This is a genomic window from Stenotrophomonas panacihumi, from assembly GCF_001431645.1.
Classification (GTDB): domain Bacteria; phylum Pseudomonadota; class Gammaproteobacteria; order Xanthomonadales; family Xanthomonadaceae; genus Stenotrophomonas_A; species Stenotrophomonas_A panacihumi.
In genome coordinates, this window is sequence record NZ_LLXU01000049.1 from 1 (window position 1) to 18,698 (window position 18,698).

23 protein-coding genes are annotated in these 18,698 nt (G+C 69.9%); 5 read left to right on the forward strand and 18 right to left on the reverse strand.

The annotated features are described in order from the left end of the window. Both ARC20_RS02220 and ARC20_RS02225 read left to right on the forward strand, forming a co-directional pair. The coding region (locus tag ARC20_RS02220; RefSeq protein WP_152983945.1) for a LytTR family DNA-binding domain-containing protein at positions 1-595 on the forward strand (595 nt) is incomplete at its 5' end. 121 nt (positions 596-716) lie between these two features. Beyond that, positions 717-2,081 (forward strand): amino acid permease, encoded by a 1,365-nt coding sequence (locus ARC20_RS02225; protein ID WP_057643647.1) that lies wholly within the window; start codon positions 717-719, stop codon positions 2,079-2,081. A gap of 8 nt (positions 2,082-2,089) precedes the next feature. On the opposite strand, the gene ARC20_RS02230 is transcribed toward ARC20_RS02225, so the two are convergent. The 17 genes from ARC20_RS02230 to ARC20_RS02310 all read right to left on the reverse strand — a co-directional run bounded on the left by ARC20_RS02230 (position 2,090) and on the right by ARC20_RS02310 (position 15,974). Further along, on the reverse strand, positions 2,090-2,806 hold the full coding sequence (locus tag ARC20_RS02230) for a tetratricopeptide repeat protein (protein ID WP_146165848.1): 717 nt from the start codon (positions 2,804-2,806) through the stop codon (positions 2,090-2,092). 71 nt (positions 2,807-2,877) lie between these two features. Then, positions 2,878-3,687: a carboxylesterase family protein gene (locus ARC20_RS02235; RefSeq protein WP_057643654.1), complete on the reverse strand. Its 810-nt coding sequence runs from the start codon at positions 3,685-3,687 to the stop codon at positions 2,878-2,880. 105 nt (positions 3,688-3,792) lie between these two features. After that, a complete protein-coding gene (locus tag ARC20_RS02240; RefSeq protein ID WP_057643657.1) occupies positions 3,793-4,221 on the reverse strand; it encodes a DUF1294 domain-containing protein in 429 nt (142 codons plus the stop codon). After that, the gene (gene mgtE, locus ARC20_RS02245; RefSeq protein ID WP_057643660.1) at positions 4,218-5,579 is read right to left on the reverse strand and encodes a magnesium transporter; all 1,362 of its coding nucleotides are present in this window, start codon (positions 5,577-5,579) and stop codon (positions 4,218-4,220) included. Before mgtE ends, ARC20_RS02240 begins: the two co-directional genes overlap by 4 nt. 107 nt (positions 5,580-5,686) lie before the next feature. Continuing rightward, a complete protein-coding gene (gene ptsP, locus ARC20_RS02250; RefSeq protein WP_057643811.1) occupies positions 5,687-7,402 on the reverse strand; it encodes a phosphoenolpyruvate--protein phosphotransferase in 1,716 nt (571 codons plus the stop codon). A gap of 71 nt (positions 7,403-7,473) precedes the next feature. After that, the gene (locus ARC20_RS02255; RefSeq protein ID WP_057643663.1) at positions 7,474-7,743 is read right to left on the reverse strand and encodes an HPr family phosphocarrier protein; all 270 of its coding nucleotides are present in this window, start codon (positions 7,741-7,743) and stop codon (positions 7,474-7,476) included. After that, positions 7,736-8,128 (reverse strand): PTS sugar transporter subunit IIA, encoded by a 393-nt coding sequence (locus tag ARC20_RS02260; protein WP_057643666.1) that lies wholly within the window; start codon positions 8,126-8,128, stop codon positions 7,736-7,738. Before ARC20_RS02260 ends, ARC20_RS02255 begins: the two co-directional genes overlap by 8 nt. Before the next feature lie 163 nt (positions 8,129-8,291). Then, complete coding sequence (gene rapZ / locus ARC20_RS02265; protein ID WP_161809461.1) at positions 8,292-9,146, reverse strand: RNase adapter RapZ; 855 nt, start codon at positions 9,144-9,146, stop codon at positions 8,292-8,294. A gap of 14 nt (positions 9,147-9,160) precedes the next feature. Then, the gene (hprK, locus tag ARC20_RS02270; protein ID WP_057643674.1) at positions 9,161-10,108 is read right to left on the reverse strand and encodes an HPr(Ser) kinase/phosphatase; all 948 of its coding nucleotides are present in this window, start codon (positions 10,106-10,108) and stop codon (positions 9,161-9,163) included. Further along, positions 10,105-10,557, reverse strand: coding sequence for a PTS sugar transporter subunit IIA (locus ARC20_RS02275; RefSeq protein ID WP_057643677.1), 453 nt, complete (start codon positions 10,555-10,557; stop codon positions 10,105-10,107). Before ARC20_RS02275 ends, hprK begins: the two co-directional genes overlap by 4 nt. A gap of 20 nt (positions 10,558-10,577) precedes the next feature. Continuing rightward, complete coding sequence (gene hpf / locus ARC20_RS02280) at positions 10,578-10,895, reverse strand: ribosome hibernation-promoting factor, HPF/YfiA family (protein ID WP_057643680.1); 318 nt, start codon at positions 10,893-10,895, stop codon at positions 10,578-10,580. A gap of 55 nt (positions 10,896-10,950) precedes the next feature. After that, positions 10,951-12,369, reverse strand: a complete 1,419-nt coding sequence (locus tag ARC20_RS02285; RefSeq protein ID WP_057643681.1) for an RNA polymerase factor sigma-54 — start codon at positions 12,367-12,369, stop codon at positions 10,951-10,953. 201 nt (positions 12,370-12,570) lie between these two features. Then, positions 12,571-13,290, reverse strand: a complete 720-nt coding sequence (gene lptB / locus ARC20_RS02290) for an LPS export ABC transporter ATP-binding protein (protein ID WP_057643684.1) — start codon at positions 13,288-13,290, stop codon at positions 12,571-12,573. Further along, a complete protein-coding gene (gene lptA / locus ARC20_RS02295; protein WP_057643687.1) occupies positions 13,290-13,829 on the reverse strand; it encodes a lipopolysaccharide transport periplasmic protein LptA in 540 nt (179 codons plus the stop codon). Before lptA ends, lptB begins: the two co-directional genes overlap by 1 nt. Next, positions 13,807-14,376, reverse strand: coding sequence for an LPS export ABC transporter periplasmic protein LptC (lptC, locus tag ARC20_RS02300; RefSeq protein WP_057643689.1), 570 nt, complete (start codon positions 14,374-14,376; stop codon positions 13,807-13,809). The genes lptA and lptC overlap by 23 nt, the downstream gene beginning before the upstream one ends. Then, entirely contained in the window at positions 14,373-14,921 is a 549-nt protein-coding gene (locus ARC20_RS02305; protein WP_057643691.1) for a KdsC family phosphatase, read from the reverse strand. The genes lptC and ARC20_RS02305 overlap by 4 nt, the downstream gene beginning before the upstream one ends. Positions 14,922-14,972: 51 nt before the next feature. Next, positions 14,973-15,974: a KpsF/GutQ family sugar-phosphate isomerase gene (locus ARC20_RS02310; RefSeq protein WP_057643696.1), complete on the reverse strand. Its 1,002-nt coding sequence runs from the start codon at positions 15,972-15,974 to the stop codon at positions 14,973-14,975. A gap of 53 nt (positions 15,975-16,027) precedes the next feature. Between ARC20_RS02310 and ARC20_RS02315 the strand changes: the two genes are divergently transcribed. The 3 genes from ARC20_RS02315 to ARC20_RS02325 all read left to right on the forward strand — a co-directional run bounded on the left by ARC20_RS02315 (position 16,028) and on the right by ARC20_RS02325 (position 17,893). Beyond that, positions 16,028-16,258 carry a BolA family protein gene (locus tag ARC20_RS02315; RefSeq protein WP_057643700.1) on the forward strand — a complete coding sequence of 77 codons (231 nt, stop codon included), beginning with the start codon at positions 16,028-16,030 and terminating at the stop codon, positions 16,256-16,258. Positions 16,259-16,325: 67 nt separating this feature from the next. Continuing rightward, a complete protein-coding gene (gene murA, locus ARC20_RS02320; RefSeq protein WP_057643702.1) occupies positions 16,326-17,597 on the forward strand; it encodes a UDP-N-acetylglucosamine 1-carboxyvinyltransferase in 1,272 nt (423 codons plus the stop codon). Beyond that, a complete protein-coding gene (locus ARC20_RS02325) occupies positions 17,594-17,893 on the forward strand; it encodes a hypothetical protein (protein WP_057643705.1) in 300 nt (99 codons plus the stop codon). Before murA ends, ARC20_RS02325 begins: the two co-directional genes overlap by 4 nt. A gap of 119 nt (positions 17,894-18,012) precedes the next feature. Here the strand turns inward: ARC20_RS02325 and ARC20_RS02330 are convergent, their stop codons facing one another. Further along, on the reverse strand, positions 18,013-18,696 hold the full coding sequence (locus tag ARC20_RS02330; protein ID WP_057643707.1) for a DUF3108 domain-containing protein: 684 nt from the start codon (positions 18,694-18,696) through the stop codon (positions 18,013-18,015). Positions 18,697-18,698: the final 2 nt, after the last annotated feature.

Here is an 18,698-nt window from a genome sequence, read left to right on the forward strand (position 1 = left end):
GCTGTACCTGCTCGGCAGCGTGGTGTGGTCGGTGCTGCACGTGGCTGGCATGGTGGCGGTGCGCAAGGCGGTCTATGCCCTGTTGGGCGACCACTACGACTTCGGCGACATCTGGGTGCGCTGGGGCTACGAATACCTCAAGGACGTGCGCACCTTCGCGCTGCTGGTCATCACCAGCCACGCCGCGGCCTGGTTCGGCCGCCGGTTGCAGGGCGAGGCGCGTCTGTTCGACCTGCCCGACGAAGGCCCGCCGCTGGAGCCGGTCGAACGCCCCGAGCGCTTCCTGGTGCGCAAGCTGGGCCGCGATTTCCTCGTCGCCGCCGCCGACATCGAATGGCTGCAGGCCGCCGGCAACTACGTCAACCTGCACCTGCGCGGGCACGACTACCCGCTGCGCAGCACCCTGGCCGGCATCGAGGCGCGGCTGGATCCGGCGGTGTTCGTGCGCGTGCACCGCAGCTACCTGGTCAACCTGGGCCGGGTGGTGTCCATCGAACCGCAGGACAGTGGCGACGCCAGCGTGCACATGGACGACGGCAGCGTGCTGCCGTGCAGCCGCCGCTACCTGCCGGCGCTGCGCGACGCGGCGGCCTGACCCCGCGCATCGCCGCCACGGCGCCGCCGGGCGCCGCGCGGCGGTTTTTCCCGCACTGCGGCTAGGCGCGGCGCGCGGCCAGCGCGTATCTTGTCGCGTTCACCGCCAACCTTCGCCACCCATGACCCAGCCCGCCGCGCCCGCCGAACGCCTCAGCCACGCCCTCAAGCCGCGCCAGCTGATCATGATGGGGCTGGGCAGTGCGATCGGCGCCGGCCTGTTCCTCGGCTCCGGCGTCGGCGTGCAGGCCGCCGGTCCCGCGGTGCTGGTCTCCTACCTGGTCGCTGGCGCGCTGGTGATCATCGTGATGAACGCCCTGGGCGAGATGGCCGCTGCCAAGCCGACCAGTGGCGCGTTCTCCGTGTACGCCGCCGATGCCATGGGTGAAACCGCCGGCGCCACCGTCGGCTGGTTGTGGTGGGTGCAGCTGGTCATCGTGATCGCCGCCGAGGCGGTGGGCGCGGCCGGATTGCTCTCCACGGTATGGCCCGCGGTGCCGGTGCCCGCGCTGGCGGTGGCCTTCATGGTCGCCTTCACCGCGATCAACCTGCTGGGCGTGCGCAACTTCGGCGAGTTCGAATTCTGGTTCGCCATCCTCAAGGTGGTGGCGATCCTGGCCTTCATCGCCATCGGCATCGCGCTGCTGGCCGGGTGGCTGCCGCATGCGCCCTCGCCGGGGCTGTCGAACTTCACCGCCAATGGCGGCTTCGCGCCGCGCGGGCTGGCCGGCATCGGCGCGGCGTTGCTGGTCGTGGTGTTCGCGTTCGGCGGCACCGAGATCGTGGCGGTGGCCGCGGCCGAAACCGCCGACCCGGAGCGCAGCATCGCGCGGGCGATCCGCACCGTGGCCTGGCGCATCCTGGTGTTCTACATCGGCTCGCTGAGCGTGATCATCGCGGTGGTGCCGTGGACGAGCGAGGCGCTGAAGTCGCCGTTCGCCGCCGTGCTGCAGGCCGCGGCGATCCCCGGCGCGGCCACGGCGATCACCCTGATCGCGGTGGTGGCGCTGCTGTCGGCGCTCAATGCCAACCTCTACGGCGCCTCGCGGATGATCTACTCGCTGGCCCAGCGCCAGGAGGCCCCGCGCTGGCTGGCGCGCACCAGCGCGCGCAAGGTGCCGGTGGCCGCGGTGCTGGCGAGCGTGGCGTTCGGCTTCGTCGCCGCGGTGCTGGAGTTGCTGTACCCGAACCGCGTGCTGCCGATGCTGCTGAACATCGTCGGCGCCACCTGCCTGCTGGTGTGGACGATCTCGCTGCTGGCCCAGCTGATCCTGCGCGCGCGCGCCGATCGCGCCGCCACGCCGCTGCCGTTCCGCATGCGCGGTTATCCGTGGCTGACGGTGCTGGCGCTGGCGATCCTGGCGCTGATCTTCGTGCTGCTCATCGCCACGCCGGATACGCGCGCGCAGTTCGTCTCGATGGCGCTGCTGACCGCGGCGATTGCGGTGATCAGCGAGATCGCGCGGCGGGTGCGGCGTCGCGGCTGAAGCAGCGCCTACGGGGCCGCGTGCTGCTTGATGTATTCGAGCTCGTTGAGCGCGGTCTTGTTGCCCGGGTCCAGCGCCAGCGAGTGCTCGTAAGCGGCGCGGGCGCCGGCCCAGTCACGCTTCTCGATCAGCGCATAGCCAATGCCGCGCCACGTGAGCGGCACCACGTAGGCGGCCTCCGGCGCGGCCTCGGCCAAGGCCAGCACCTGGCGATATTGCTGCTCGGCCTCGTCATTGCGACCCATGAGGTTCAGCGCCAGGCCCCGCTCGTTGGGCGCGTCCGGATAGTACGGCGCCAATGCCGCGGCCTTCTCCAGGTAGGGCAAGGCCTCGGCGAACGCGCGCTGTTCCACCAGCGCGTAGCCGGTGTAGTAGTAGGCGTGGGTGCAGGCCATGTCCAGCCACTCCAGTGGCGCGCCATCGGTGTTTCCCGCCGCATAGCGGTTGTATTGCGCGGCCGTGGATACGCTGACGAAACGCAGGTTGGGACGCGCCTGCTGCGCGTCGCAGTACGCCACTGCCGGCGCCAGCGTGGCGATGGCGGCCTGCGGTTCGCCGCCTGACATCTGCCGGATCGCGGTGGTGACGGTTTCGCGGTATTGCTGCCCGATCGCGGGCGCATCCCGCGGCGCGTCCAGGTGGGTCTTGACGAGTTGCTGCGCCGCCGCGGGCGTCGCGACGACGAGCGCCAGCACGAGACTGCTGGCAAGGCAATTCCTGCGCATGCTTCCCCCGGTTCCCTGGCTTGGTGCCGGAAGCAGCGTCGGCCAAGCACGCGTGCCGGTCAAGCGGGGCTTCACCCCGCTGGCGCGCCCTTCAACCGCTGGGCGAACATCCATTCCCACATCCGCGCATCGGCGTAGGTGGCGTCCCAGGCATTGTGGTTGCCGTCCGGGTACTCGCTGTAACGCATGTTGGCGCCGGCCAGCCGCGCGGCCTTGTAGAGGCGGCGGTCGTCGGCCGGCGGCACCAGGTCGTCCTGGGCGCCATGGAACATCCATACCGGCACCTGCCGCAGGCGGTGGGCGACCGCCGCGTAGCGGTCGCGCACGCCGGCCACTTCGCTGACGTACAACTGGTCCTCGTCGGCCCGCGCCGAATGCAGCGCCCCGCAGATCGGCACCAGCGCGGCGAAACGCTGCGGCACCATCAGCGCGATCTCCCAGGTGCCGTAGCCGCCCATCGACATGCCGGTGAGATAAGTGCGTGCCGGGTCGGCGCCGAATTCCGTCGAGGCCGCGTCCAGCGTGGCCAGCGCCATGCGGGCATTGACGCCCATCCACTGCTCGTCTTCCGGCACCTGCGGCAGCACCACCAGCGCGGGGAACTGCGTGGCGTGCTCGCGCAGGTACGGGCCGAGGCCCGATTCGGTCTGGCTGTGGCCGTCGTCGCCGCGTTCGCCCGAGCCGTGCAGGAACAGCACGATCGGCAGCGGGCCTTCCTGTTGCTGGCGGGCGAGCGGCACGAACACCTGGTAGCGGTAAGTGCGGCCTTCCAGTTCCAGTTCGCGGTGGACGAAATGCCCGCGCGGCGGGGCGGGCGGGGTGGAGGCGCAGGCGGCGAGCATCGACACTCCGAGGGCTAGGAGGAATTGGCGGCGGCGCATGCGTGGTTCCGGTAATGCGAGGGTCGAGTATCGCCGCCTCGGCCGTGCAGGAGGTGTCTGCGCGACGGCGCGTTCGGGCAGCGTTCGGCTTGGCGGACGGGCATGTCAGCCGCCGGCTACCTGCCGCCACACATGGCCCAGCGTGGCCTCATGCAGCAACACGCAGGCCCAGAAGGCGAACTGGTAAGCCAGCTTGCGGTTCTTATGCCGCAGCGCGCGCTGGGCCAGCAACGCACCGGGCCAGCCGCCGGCCAGCTCCAGCAGGTGCAAGGCCAGTTCGGGCGTGCGTCGTGCCTCGAGGCGGGCGGCGTGCTTGTCGCGTGCGTATACCGCGAAGGCGATCACCGAGAGCGCGGCGAAGACCCCGCACAGCCAGCCCGGCAGCGCGCCGGCAGACACCATCAGCCACAGCAGGCCGGCATGCGCGCCGACCAGGGCCAGCGCGGCGAGGTCGCCGGCACGACGCAGCCGCGACGGACCACGGGCGGGGAGGGGCTTGCGCGCCTTCGCGCGCGGGGCGGCCTTGCGGCTCAATGCAGCAGGATGAGCGTGGCCAGGCCGAGGAAGCTCAAGAAGCCCATCACGTCGGTCAGGGTGGTGAGGATCACGCCGCCCGCCAGCGCCGGGTCGAAGCCCAGCCGCTTGAGCGTCACCGGCACCAGCACGCCGCCGAGCGCAGCGGTGCACAGGTTGATGGTCAGCGCGGTGCCGATCACCAGCGAGAGCATCGGCTGCTTGAACCACGCCAGCACGATCAACCCCAGGCCCACGCCCAGGCAGATGCCGTTGATCAGCGCGACCATCAACTCCTTCTTCAGCAGCGTCATCACGTTGGAGGCGCCGATCTGCCCCAGCGCCAGGCCGCGCACCATCAGCGCCAGCACCTGGGTGCCGGCATTGCCGCCCATGCCGGCAACGATCGGCATCAGCGCGGCCAGCGCAACCAGCTGGGCGATGGTACCTTCGAACTCGCTCACCACGCTGGAGGCGATGAACGCCGTGCCCAGGTTCACCGACAGCCAGATCAGCCGGCGGCGGAACGCGCGCCGCGCCGGGCTGAACATGTCCTCGTCCTCGTCCAGACCGGCCGCGCTCATGGCCTGGTGCTCGGCGCGCTCGCGGATGATGTCCACCACGTCGTCGATGGTGATGCGGCCGAGCAGGATGTTGTTGTCGTCCACCACCGGGGCGGAGATCCAGTCATGGTCGGAGAACTGGCGCGCCACTTCCTGCGCGCTCTCGCCCACGTCGATGGCTGGTTGTTCGTCGTCGATCAGCCGGTTGACCGGCGTGCTGTCCTCGTGGGTCACCAGCGCGGCCAGCGGCACGCGGCCCAGGTACTGGTGGCGGCGGCTGACCACGAACAGGTGGTCGGTGTGGTCGGGCAGCTCGCCGCGCAGGCGCAGGTAGCGCAGCACGACATCGACGTTCACGTCGGCGCGCACGGTGACCACGTCCGGGTTCATCAGGCGGCCGGCGGTGTCCTCCGGGTAGGAGAGCACCTGCTCCAGCCGCTCGCGATTCTCGCGGTCCATCGACTTGAGCACTTCGTCGATGACGGTATCGGGCAGGTCCTCGACCAGGTTGGCGAGGTCGTCGATGTCCAGGTCTTCGACGGCCGCGACGATCTCGTCGGTGTCCATGTCCGCCAGCAGGCTTTCACGCACCTCCTCGCCGACGTGCAGCAGCACCTCGCCGTCGTCCTCGGCATCGACCAGCCCCCACACCACTTCGCGCTTGCCCGGCGGCAGCGATTCGAGCAGGTTGCCGATTTCCGCCGGCGCCAGCGTGTTGACCAGGCGGCGCACCGGCCCCAGGCGGCCGCTGTCCAGTGCATCGGAGAGCAGGCGCAGCGCGCGCGCGGTCTTGTCGTGGCGAATGGCTTCGGCCATGCACTGCTCCTGGCGGCGGGCGGGGAAGCGCAGCGCGTCGCGCTACGTAGGCGGGGCATTATCGCCCGTGCACGCCGTCGATCACAGCCCGGCGTGCGGGAACACGCTCAGGCGTCGGCCTCGGCGGCGCTGGCCAGCCACTTCTCGATGCCCTTGCGGTCGCGCGCGCGCAGCAGGCGGCTGGAAGACATCGTGAGCGCGCCGAGGTGGCTGGCGCGTATCGCGCGGCGGACTTCCAGCAACGTGGCCGGGTGCAGGCTCAGTTCGGTCAGGCCCAGCGAGAGCAGCATCGGCACGAAGCGCGGATCGCCGGCGATCTCGCCGCACACGGCCACCGGCGTGTCATGCGCCTGTGCGGTGGCGATGACATGCCGCAGTAGCCGCAGCACCGCCGGATGCAGCGGCGAGTACAGCTCGCCCAGCGCCTCGTGGTTGCGGTCGGCGGCGAGCAGGTACTGGACGAGATCATTGGTGCCGATGGACAGGAAGTCGACATCGTCGATGAAGGCTTCCAGCCCGATGGCCGCGGCCGGCACTTCGATCATCGCGCCCAGCGGCACGTCCTCGGCGATGGCGTGGCCCTCGGCGCGCAGCCGCGTGGCCAGCCGCTTGAGCTGGCGGCGCAGCAGCACGATCTCCTCGCGGCAGCTGACCATTGGCACCAGCACGCGTACCGGGCCATAGCCGGAGGCGCGCAGGATCGCCCGCAGCTGCGCGTCGGCCACTTCCGGCCGCGCCAGCGACAGGCGCACGCCGCGCAGTCCCAGGGCCGGGTTGTCCTCGTCGCCGAGCACCAGACCCGTGCGGTCGGCCTTGTCCGCGCCCAGGTCGAGCGTGCGGATGGTCACCGGCCGCCCGCTCATGCCCAGCACGGTGTCGCGGTAGACCTGGAACTGCTCTTCTTCCGAAGGCAGCTCGTTGCGCTGCAGGAACAGGAATTCGGTGCGGTACAGGCCCAGGCCGGCCGCGCCGAGCGCATGCGCCTGGGCGACGTCGTCGGCCGATTCTGCATTGGCCAGCAGGGTGATGTCGTGGCCGTCGCGGGTGCGGCTGGGCTTGCCGCGCAGGCGGCCGAGCTCGCGCTGCTCGCGCGCCAGCGCGCGCAGGCGCTCGTGGTAGCCGCGCAGGTCGGCGGCGGTGGGCTCGACGATGATCTCGCCGCTGCTGCCGTCCACGATCAACGCATCGCCGTCGTTGATCCGGTGCAGCGCCTCGGCGGTACCGACGACCAGCGGCAGGTGCAGGCTGCGGGCGAGGATGGCGCTGTGCGAGAGCGCGCTGCCCGCCACGCTGACGATGCCGACCACGCCCTGCGACTGCAGCTGCGCCAGTTCGGAGGGCGCGACGTTGTCGCACACCAGGATCTCGCCGGCGACACCGGCCACGTCCAGCGTGCGCTTCTGCAGGAACGCGTGGATGCGGCCGATCACATGGTCCAGGTCGTCCATGCGGCTCTTGAGGTAGGCGTCCTCCATGCCGTCGAACACCGCGGCCAGTCGGTCGCGCTGCAGGCGCAGCGCGTAGTCGGCGCTGTAGCGGCCGTTGCGGATCAGTTCGTCCACGCCGAACAGCAGCTCGGGGTCGTCGAGCAGCAACGCGTGCAGGTCGAGGAATTCGCCGACCTCGCGCACCATCGCGCCCTGCAGGCGCGTGCGCAGTGCATGCATTTCATCGCGCGCGGCATCCACCGCGCGGTGCAGGCGTTCGAGTTCCTGTTCGACCGCGTGGGCGGCCACGCGCTGCTCGGCCACTTCCAGCACGTGCGGCAGGCGCAGGCGCGCACGGCCCAGCGCGATGCCGCGCGAGGCGCCATGGCCCTGCAGGCGAAGGCCGGTGGCCGCGCGCGGCGGCGCGGCGGATGTCCTGGCGGTGCGTCGGCCCGTGCCCCGCACCGTCAGCTGTCCTCGTCGAAACGACGCTCGAACAGTTCGACCAGGGCCTGCAAGGCCGCGGCCTCGTCCTCGCCGTCCACGCGCACCACCACCGCCGTGCCCTGGCCGGCGGCCAGCAGCATCACGCCCATGATGCTCTTGGCGTTCACCTCGCGCCCCTTGGCCGCCAGCGTGGCGTTGCAGCGGAACGACGACAGGACCTGCACGAGCTTGGCAGTGGCCCTGGCATGCAGCCCGAGGCGGTTGGATACGGTGAGTTCACGTTCAAGCATCGTCGACTATCGCTCCATTGCGGGTCCCTGCCGCCGCCGTGGCGGGCAGGTCTTGCAGTCCCTGTTCCGGATAATTCATCACCCGCAGCAGCATCGGCAGGCTCAGCGCCGACACGCGGCGCACCGGCGTGCCGAGCCGGGCCAGGCGCCCGGCCAGGTTGCTCGGGCTGGCGCCATACAGATCGGTCATCACCAGCACGCCCTCACCGCCATCGACCCGGCGCAGCGCCGCGGAAGCCTGCGGCAGCAGGACGTCCAGGTCGGCATCGAACGGGACTTCGAATGCTTCGGTCTTCAGGGGCAACTGCCGCAACAGCGTGGTTGCGACTTGAAGCAGGGAAGTGCCGATGCCGGGATGGGTGATGAGGAGAATGCCACAGGCCATAGCGAAACGTTAACAGGTCGGTATGACTGGACGATAGCGTCAAGCCGCCTTTTTTCGCGGGATTGTGTATCCACGTGAAGACATTGGACGCGGGGGTTGTAAACGTTGCCGGCGCGCCCCACGCGAAGGCGGGCGGCCGGCGGCCAGCACCCGCCGCCGGCCTTCAGTCCAGCTCGCGGTGGAAGGTGGCCACTTCCGGCCAGCCCTGGTCGCGGGCGTGCTGGGCCATGCGTTCGGCCAGGTACACCGAGCGGTGCTTGCCACCGGTGCAGCCGAAGGCGATGGTCACGTAACTGCGGGTGTCGTTGCGCAGGCGCGGCAGCCAGGTGTCGAGCAGGTCGATGATCTGCCCGGTGTAACGCACCACTTCCGGCTGCCGTTCCAGGTACTCGCGCACGCCGGCATCGCGGCCGGTGAGCGGGCGCAGCTCCGGGTCCCAGTGCGGATTGGGCAGCACGCGCGCGTCGAACACGAAGTCGGCCTCGGCCGGCACGCCGCGCTTGTAGGCGAAGGATTCGAACAGCAGCGAGAGCTTGTCGCTGTGGCCCAGGCCGAAATCGGTGACCACGCGGCGGCGCAGCTGGTGCACGTTCAGGCCGGTGGTGTCGATCACCGCGTCGGCCTGCGCGCGCAGCGGCGCGGTCAGCTCGCGCTCGCGCACGATGGCTTCGGGCAGCGACAGCCCCAGGTGGCTGAGCGGGTGGCGGCGGCGGGTGTCGGCGTAGCGCTTGAGCAGGGCTTCGTCGGTGGCCTCGAAGAACAGCACGGTCACTTCGATGCCGTATTCCTGCGCGGCCGCGCGCCAGCGCGAAAGCTGGGCCAGGTCGGTGCGGCCGCGCACGTCGATGCCCACCGCCAGCCGCTGGTCGCCCAGGGCCTGGTCGCGGATGCGGCTGCGCACGAAATCCGGCAGCAGTTCGACGGGCAGGTTGTCCGAGCAGTAGTAGTCGAGATCCTCGAAGGTCTTCATCGCCACCGACTTGCCCGAGCCGGACAGGCCGCTGACGATCACCAGCATCGGGCCGGCCGCGCTCACGGCCGTCGCTCCAGCAGGTTGCTGTGGCGGGCGATGAACATCGCCGCCGGGTCGATGCCCTTGGTACGCAGGATGTGCAGGCGCGTGGCCGCCTCGGTGAGCACGGCCAGGTTGCGGCCGGGCATCACCGGCAGGGTGATCAGCGGCACGTCCAGGTCGAGCACGTGGCGGGTGCCCGAATCGCCGGTGAGGCGTTCGTAGCCGTGCGGCGTGGGCTCGGTCATCGGCTTGGTGAGGTGCACGATCAGGCGCAGGTACTTGTTCTTCTTCACCGAGGTGTCGCCGAACATGTCGCGCACGTTGAGCACGCCCAGGCCGCGCACTTCCAGCAGGTCCTGCAGCAGCTCCGGGCAGGTGCCGTCGAGCACGTCCGGGGCGATCTGGGTGAACTCCGGCGCGTCGTCGGCCACCAGGCGGTGGCCGCGGCTGAGCAGTTCCAGCGCCAGCTCGCTCTTGCCCGAGCCCGCCTCGCCGGTGATCAGCACGCCGATCGAATAGATCTCCATGAACACCCCGTGCAGCGTGACCCGCGGGGCCAGCGTGCGCGCCAGGTGGTAGGAGAGGTGGTTGAGCAGCTCGTGGCCGCGCTTGGGCGATACCCACAGCGGCGTGCTGGATTCATCCGCGGCCGAGCGCAGGTCTTCCGGCAGCGGCTGGTTCTTGCTGATCACCAGCGCCAGCGGCTGGAACTGGATGATCTTCTCGATGGTTTCCCAGCGCTGGCGCGGGTCCAGCGAATCGAGCCAGGTCAGCTCCTCGGTGCCGAGGATCTGCACCTTGTTCGGGTAGATGGCGTTGAGGTAGCCGGCCAGCGAGGGGCGGCGGGAGACCGTATCGCCGGCCACCAGTTCGCGGCGTTCGCCCTTGTGCCCGGCGACCCAGCGCAGCCCCAGCTTCTCGCGTTGCTGGTCGAACAGTTCGCGCGCGGAGATGCTGGTGTTCATGCGGCCTGGGCCTGGGCGTGGGGGCGGAGTAGCAGGGCGAGCAGGGCGTCGGCGTCCGGGGCCCGGCGCAGGGCCTGGCGGAACGCCTCGTCGTTGAAACGCTCGACCAGTTCGGCCAGCAGCGCCAGGTGCTCGTGGGTGTAGTGGCTGGGCACGGCCATGGCGAAGGCCAGGTCGACCGGCTCGCCGTTGAAATCGGCCGGGGTCTGCAGGCGGATCAGGATGCCGCGCGGCTGTTCCAGCCCCGGGGCGCGGCCATGCGGGATGGCGATGCCGTGGCCGAGCGCGGTACTGCACAGGGCCTCGCGTTCGCGCAGGCTGGCCAGCAGTTCGGCCTGGCCGCACTGGCGGCAGGCGAGGCGTTCGGCGGCGATCTGAAGCAGGGTGTCGCGGTCGGCGGCCGCCCGCACCTCGGTGCGGACGGCGGCCATCAGGTCAGTCAGGGACATGACGTCATCTGGCGGTGAACTCACGCCAGATTGTCGCGCACCTCGCGGGCGTGGTGGTCATGTTTCTTTTCCTTGTGCTTGATCACAAGGCGGTCGAGCTTGTCGGCGAGCAGGTCGATGGCCGCGTACATGGTCGGGGCGCTGGCGTCGGCGTGCAGGGTACGGCCGGGGAGGTTGACGGTGGCCTCGACGTGGTGGTCGGGCTTGCGCAAGGCCAGCTGCGTTCGGACTTCGCAGTGCTGGTCGAAGTGTCGCTGCAACCGCTGCAGCTTGGATTCCACGTATTCGCGCAGGGCAGGGGTGACTTCGATCTGCTGGCCGTACGTCTCGATGCGCATCGGGTACCTCCTTTGGATTCGGTGGGTCAATGAACTTCCCGCCGCCTAGAGCGGTTCAACCAATGCGGACTCTTTCGTGGGAGGCGGAAATGTTCATGGCCTCACGATACTTCGCCACGGTGCGCCGCGCCACTGGCACGCCCGAACTTTTGAGCAGGTCGGCCAGCTTGGCGTCAGACAACGGTTTGCGCGGGTTTTCGGCCTCGATCAGGCGCCGGATCATTGCCTGAATGGCGGTGCTGGAGGCCTCGCCGCCGCCCTCGGTATCGATGCCGGAGGCGAAGAATGCCCGCAGCGGGATGGTGCCGCGTGGCGTGCGCACGTACTTGCGCGCGATTGCGCGCGAGATCGTCGATTCGTGAAGGCCGAGTTCACCGGCGATCTCGCGCAGGGTGAGCGGGCGCAAGGCCTGCTCGCCGAATTCCAGGAAACCGGCCTGGTGGCGCAGCAGGCTGTTGGCTACCTTGAGCAGCGTTTCGCCGCGCGCTTCCAGGCTCTTGAGCAGCCAGCGCGCTTCCTGCAGCTGGCCGCGCAGGTAGCCGGCATCGGCCTCGCCGCAGCTGCGGATCAGCTGCTCGTAGCCGCGGTGGATGGTGATGCGTGGCTGCGAACGCCCGGCCAGGGCCACGCGCCAGATGCCACGCTGGCGCCAGATCACGCAGTCCGGCACGACATAGGTGTCCGACGACATCGCGCCGAGCTGCTTGCCCGGGCGCGGGTCCAGCGAGCGCACCAGCGCGATGGCTTCCTCGATGTCCTCCAGCGGCAGCTTGAACTCCTGCGCCAGGCCGGCCGCACCGATGCGTGGCAGGCGCTCCAGCGGGCCTGCGACGATGCGACGCGCCAGGTCGCGGCCCGGCGTATCGGCCGACAGTGCATCCAGCTGCAACGACAGGCATTCGCCCAGCGAAGTGGCGCCCACGCCTACCGGGTCGAAGCGCTGGACCTGGTGCAGCACGGTCTGGATCTCGGCCTCGCTGGCCACGGTGCCCGGCGCCAGCGCTTCGGCGATGGCCGACAGCGGCTCGCGCAGGTAGCCGTCCTCGTCGAGCGCGTCGATCAGCGCCGCGCCGATGCGGCGGTCGCGTTCGGACAGGTGCGAGAGGTGCAGCTGCCACAGCAGGTGGTCGGCCAGCGTTTCCGGCTCGGCGACGCGTTCGGCGGCACTGCCGTTGTCGTCCTCTTCGCCGCCGCCGCCGGTGGCCCAGGTGCCTTCGTCGGGCGTCCAGTCCTCGTTCGGGCCGTCTTCGCGGCCGTATTCGTCGGTGTCGGCGGCCTGCGACGATTCGGCGCTGCCCGGTTCGGCCGACAGCGGCGCCTCTTCCGTCCATTCGAGCAGCGGATTGGTTTCCACCGCCTCGGCGATCTCGATTTCCAGCTCGGTGGTGGACATCTGCAGCAGCCGGATCGCCTGACGCAACTGCGGCGTCATGACCAGCTGTTGCCCCATCGATGTCTGCAGCCGTGCCTTCATGTGCTCACTGAACGTAGGGGAGGCGTATCGGCGGCCGGCCCTGCGAAACGCGGGGCGTTGCAGGGCATTCGGGGGAGGCCGCCGTCCCGCAGGATATACGGCGGAGCTGCCCCGCGCCAAAAACATGACGGCCGCCTCCGCGTGGGAGTCGGCCGTCAGGTGGCGTGCGGATTGTCGCGGGGCGCGGGTGGCGCCCGGTGATTACAACCGGAACGTTTCGCCCAGGTAGACGCGGCGCACGTCGGCGTTCTCCAGCAGTTCGTCCGGCGCGCCCTGCGCCAGCACCACGCCCTCGGCGAGGATGTAGGCGCGGTCGCAGATGCCCAGCGTCTCGCGCACGTTATGGTCGGTGATCAGCACGCCGATGCCGCGTTCCTTCAGGTGCGTGACGATGCGCTGGATTTCGCCGACCGAAATCGGGTCCACGCCGGCGAACGGTTCGTCGAGCAGCATCAGGCGCGGGCGCGCGGCCAGCGCGCGGGCGATCTCGCAGCGGCGGCGCTCGCCACCGGACAGGCTGGCGCCGAGCTGTTCGGACACGTGGCCGATCTGCAGTTCGTCCAGCAGCGAATTCAATTCCTTCTCGCGGCCCGCCGCATCCAGGTCTTCGCGCAGCTCCAGCACCAGGCGGATGTTGTCGGCCACGGTGAGCTTGCGGAACACCGACGGTTCCTGCGGCAGGTAGCCCACGCCGAGCTTGGCGCGGGTGTACATCGGGTCGGCGGTGATGTCGCGGCCATCGAGCTCGATGCGCCCGGCATCGGCCTCCACCAGCCCGACGATCATGTAGAAGCACGTCGTCTTGCCCGCGCCGTTGGGGCCGAGCAGGCCGACGACCTCGCCGGCCTCCAGCGTCAGGCCGAAGTCGCGCACGACCTCGCGTTGCTTGTAGCGCTTGCGCAATCCGGTGGCCGACAGCATTACTTCTTCTCCGTCTTGCCGGCGGCCGGCTTGGCGGGCGCCGGCGCGGGCGACTTGGGCTGCAGGACCGTGCGCACGCGACTGCCGTCGCCGCCGCTCTGCATGTTGCCGGTCTTGGTGTTGTAGACCATGCGCTGGCCGGCGTTGCTGCCCTTGGGTGAGTCGACGGTGTAGTTGCCGGTGAGGATGATGGTGTCTTCGGCGACGCGGTACTCGATGTTGTCCGCCTTGGCGTTCATCGGGGCGCCGTCGTCCATGATCTGCTTCAACGTCGCCTGCTTGCCGGTCAGCACGACGCGATCGATCTGGCCCGCCTTGCGGAAGACGTCGGCGGTGTCGGCATGCACTTCGAGCGTGCCCTGGGTGATGACGACATTGCCGGTGAAGCGGCACTTGCCGTCGTCGTCCATCAGGTTGCAGTCCTGGCTGGCCGCTTCCAGGTTCATCGGCTGGTTGCGGTCGGTGGTCTTGGCCAGTGCCGCCAGCGGCAGCATCAGCAGGGCCAGCGCGGCCAGCTTACTTGGCAGCAGTCGGTTCATAGCGGGTCTTCACCTGTGAAAGGAGCTTGTACTGGCGGGTCTGCAGGTTGGCCTCGAAACCCACGCCGGTCTGGGTCAGCCCCGGGCGGGTCATGGTCACGCGGTCCGCGGTGCGGGCCAGGTGCTGCTGCGGGAACACGTCCAGCGTGGTGGTACGAAACGTGGTGGGCACCACGCCCGGCGCGCTCGGGCTGTCGCCGGCGACGTCGCCGCGCAGGCGCAGCTCGTCGCCCTTCGGGCTGACCCAGCCGGTCTGCGCGCGCAGCGTCCACGGCAGGCCCTGCTGGTCGGGCAGCAGGAACACCGGGGTGGTGATGTCCATGGTCTGGTCGGCGCGGTTGCGGTGCGCTTCGGGCGCGCGCAGGGTCACCGACTCCTTGCCGGTGTCCTTGTCCAGGCTGATCAGTTCGAAATCGTGCAGCACGTAGTCGGCGGTGGCTTCCTGCGCCACCTCTTCGACCGGATGCGAGCGGTTGCGCCAGGCCGACCAGCCGCTGACGATCGCCGCCACCAGCAGCGCGCCGCCGAGCACCATGCGCCAGTTCATGCGCCGTACCCCGCGATCACGCTGGCGGTCTTGTCCTGTGCGGCCAGCAGCACGTCGCACAGCTCGCGCGCCGCGCCGGCGCCACCGCGCGCGGTGGTGATCCAGTGCACGCGCTCGGCGATCCACGGATGCGCGTTGGCCGGGGCCACGGCCAGGCCGGCGATCAGCAGGGCGGGCAGGTCGGGCAGGTCGTCGCCCATGAAGGCGACCTGCGAAGGTTCGATGCCATGGCGCGCGCACAGCTCGCGCACCGCGACGGCCTTGTCGCCGACGCCGATCTGCACCTCGATGCCGAGGTCGCGCCCGCGCTGTTCGGCCGAGAGGCTGGCGCGGGCGGTGATCATCGCCACCTCGATGCCGGCGCGCTGCAGCAGCTTCAGGCCCAGGCCGTCCTGCACGAAGAACGCCTTGCTTTCGTTGCCCGCGTGGTCGTAATGCAGGCGGCCGTCGGTCAACGTGCCGTCGACGTCGAAGCACGCCAAACGCACCGCGGCGGCGCGGGCGACCAGGTCGGCAGGCAGACGTTGCAGCGGGGCGTAGGGCATCAGGTCTTCGCGGGGGTGGTTAAAGGGAACATCGTGCCGTGGATTGGGCGGTTAAACCACCTTGGCGCGCAACAGGTCGTGAATGTTGAGGGCGCCGACCGCGCGCTGCGCCTCGTCCACCACGATCAGGCCATTGATCTTGTAGGCCTCCATCAGCCGCGCCGCCTCGGCGGCGAGCTGGTCGGCGCCGATGGTGCGGGGGTGGCGGGTCATCACGTCGCGGATGTGCGCCGCGCGCACGTCGACGTCGCTGTCCAGCGCGCGGCGCAGGTCGCCGTCGGTGAACAGCCCCAGCAGGCGGTCGTCGGCATCGACCACGGCGGTCATGCCCAGGCGCTTGCGGCTCATCTCCATCAGCGCTTCGCTCAGGGTGGCGTCCTCGCGCACCTTGGGCAGCTCCTCGCCGCTGTGCATGACATCGGTGATGTGCAGCAGCAGGCGGCGGCCGAGGCTGCCGGCCGGGTGCGAGCGGGCGAAGTCGTCGGCGGTGAAGCCGCGCGCGTCGAGCAGGGCCACGGCGAGCGCATCGCCGATGGCCAGCGAGGCGGTGGTGCTGGAGGTGGGCGCCAGGTCCAGCGGGCAGGCCTCGGTGGGCACGCTCACGTCCAGGTGGACATCGGCGGCCTGGGCCAGGGTGGACTGCGGGCGGCCGGTCATGGCGATGATCGCGTTGCCCTGGCGCTTGAGCACCGGCAGCAGCATGCGCACTTCGTCCGATTCGCCGGAATAGGACAGCGCCAGCACGACGTCCGATTCGGTGATCATGCCCAAATCGCCGTGGCCGGCTTCGCCCGGGTGGACGAAGAACGCCGGGGTGCCGGTGGAGGCCAGGGTCGCGGCGATCTTGCGCGCGATGTGCCCGGACTTGCCCATGCCGGTGGCGACCACGCGGCCGCGCGAGCCCAGCACCAGCCGGCAGGCGGCGGCGAACGGCGCGCCGATGCGGGCGCCGACCGCGGCCAGCGCGCCCTGCTCGATCTCGAGCACGCGGCGGCCGCTGGCGACCAGGCTCTCGTCGCTGACGGCGTCGGGCGGCAGGGGCGATACGGCCATACGGGGACCCGCTCGGAGAGTAGAATGGCCGGACATTTTATTAGGAAAGCCCGTTGGACGCCGAAACCATCCGTAAACTCATCGAATCCGGCCTGCCGGACGCGCGCGCGGACGTGCGCGGCGACGATGGCGTGCATTTCGAGGCCACCGTGGTGTGCGCGGCGTTCGCCGGCAAGCTGCCGCTGGCCCGCCACCGGATGGTCTACGCGACGCTGGGCGACCTGATGGGCGGTGCGATCCACGCGCTGCAGCTCAAGACCGTCACTCCCGACGAATCTCCCTGACCCGCGAACGGCGCCGTCGCCCGGACGGCCTGCCGCCGCGCATCCCCACAAGACACCCCCGACATCCATGGCCAAAATCGTAGTCACCGGCGGCAACGCGCTGCACGGCGAAGTGAACATCTCCGGCGCCAAGAACGCCGTCCTGCCGATCCTGTGCGCCACCCTGCTGGCCGATGCGCCGGTGGAGATCACCAACGTGCCGCACCTGCACGACGTGATCACCACGGTGAAGCTGCTCGGCGAACTCGGTGCCGGCGTGAGCATCGACGAAGGCACGCTGGCCCGCGGCAGCTCGATCACCGTGGACCCGCGCACCGTCAACAGCCACGTCGCGCCGTATGAGCTGGTCAAGACCATGCGCGCCTCGATCCTGGTGCTCGGCCCGCTGCTGGCGCGCCATGGCGCGGCGGAAGTGTCGCTGCCCGGCGGTTGCGCGATCGGCTCGCGCCCGGTGGACCAGCACATCAAGGGCCTGCAGGCGCTCGGCGCGGACATCAGCGTGGAGAACGGCTACATCAAGGCCACCGCGCAGCGCCTGAAGGGCGGCCGCTACGTGTTCGACATGGTCAGCGTCACCGGCACAGAGAACGTGCTGATGGCCGCCGTGCTGGCCGAAGGCACCACCGTGCTGGAGAACGCGGCGATGGAGCCGGAGGTCGTGGACCTGGCCGAGTGCCTGGTCGCGCTGGGCGCGAAGATCGAAGGCGCCGGCACGCCGCGCATCGTCATCGAGGGCGTCGAGCGCCTGGGCGGCGGCCGCCACGCCGTGCTGCCGGACCGCATCGAGACCGGCACCTTCCTCGTCGCCGCGGCGATGACCGGCGGCCGCGTCACCGTGCGCCGCGCGCGCCCGAACACGCTGGACGCGGTGCTGGACAAGCTCAAGGAAGCCGGCGCCGAGCTGGACTGCACCGAGGACTCGATCACCCTGGACATGAAGGGCCAGCGCCCGCGCGCGGTGAGCCTCACCACCGCGCCGTACCCGGCCTTCCCGACCGACATGCAGGCGCAGTTCATGGCGCTCAACTGCGTGGCCGACGGCGTGGGCGTGATCAACGAGACGATCTTCGAAAACCGCTTCATGCACGTCAACGAACTGCTGCGCCTGGGCGCGGACATCCAGGTCGAAGGGCATACGGCGATCATCCGCGGCGCCGAGCGCCTGAGCGGCGCGCCGGTGATGGCCACCGACCTGCGCGCGTCGGCCTCGCTGATCCTGGCCGGCCTGATGGCCGATGGCGAGACCACCATCGACCGCATCTACCACCTGGACCGCGGTTACGAAAACATCGAGGAGAAGCTGGGATCGCTGGGCGCGGTCATCCGGCGCATCGCATGATCCTCAAGGGGCGTTTCACCACGCGGCGCAAGGTGCTGCTCGGGGTGATCCTGGCGGTGCTGGCATGGCTGGCGTGGGCCGGCTGGGCGGGCATGGCGATCACCCAGGGCGTCGAGTTCAAGGACATGGACTGGAACGGCGACGGCACCGCGACGCGCAACGAGATCGCGCAGTCGTTCTACGCGGTGGCGGTGAAGACCACCACCGATGGCGCGCGCAAGTGCAGCACCTTCTACTGGCGCAGCAGCGGCGAGCAGATCCGGGTCGATTGCCGCACTGAGTTCAAAGCCCGCTAGCGGGCTTTGAACTCGCACCGCTCCCGCTGTGCGGGCGCGATGCAGGCGTTACCTCCTATCCCCGCGCCTTCGGCGCGCCCCCTTAACAAAGGGGGCTTCCCACCAGCGGTTTGGGTCGCTTACTTCAGCGAGCGGATCGTCAGGTCCAGCGCGTCCTGGCCGTTTTCCCGCTGCAGCAGGCGCGCCGGCACCGGCAGGTCGGGCACGATCCAGGCGATCAGCTCCTTGTTGCCGTCCGTGCGCGAGACCTTCGTGGCCTGCTGCGGCTTGCCGTCGACGGTCAGGGTCTCCTTGCCGACGACCTGGTAGGTCATCTGCTTGATGCGGCCCTCGTCGACCATGCGGTAGCTCAGCGGCTTGCCGGCAGTGACGTCGCGCGCGATGGCCAGGTTGATCAGCAGCGCGTCCATGTCGCCGGCCTGCAGCTTCACCGGGCCGCGGCGCTCGGGCTTCACGTCGCCGCTCCAGGTCGCCTGGTTGCTGTTCCAGTCGTACTTGGCCTGCACGCTGCGCTTCTTCACCAGCAGCGCGGAGCTGTCGTTGCTGCTGAGCGGGCGCAGCTGGCCGTTCTTTTCCTCGAACACCGTGCTCTGGCTCAGCGTGGCCATCGGGTTCTGGATCTGCAGCGAATAGCGCCACTGGTTGTTGCCGGCCGAGGCCAGGGTCATCGTGCCGTTGGCCTGCACGCCCATGTAGCTGGCCTGGTAATCGGCGGTGAAGGGCTGCAGGGCGAACGCCGGCAGGCTGGCAACGGCCAGCGCCGCGGCGGCGAGCAGGGCGAACGGACGGGCGAGGCGCTTCATCA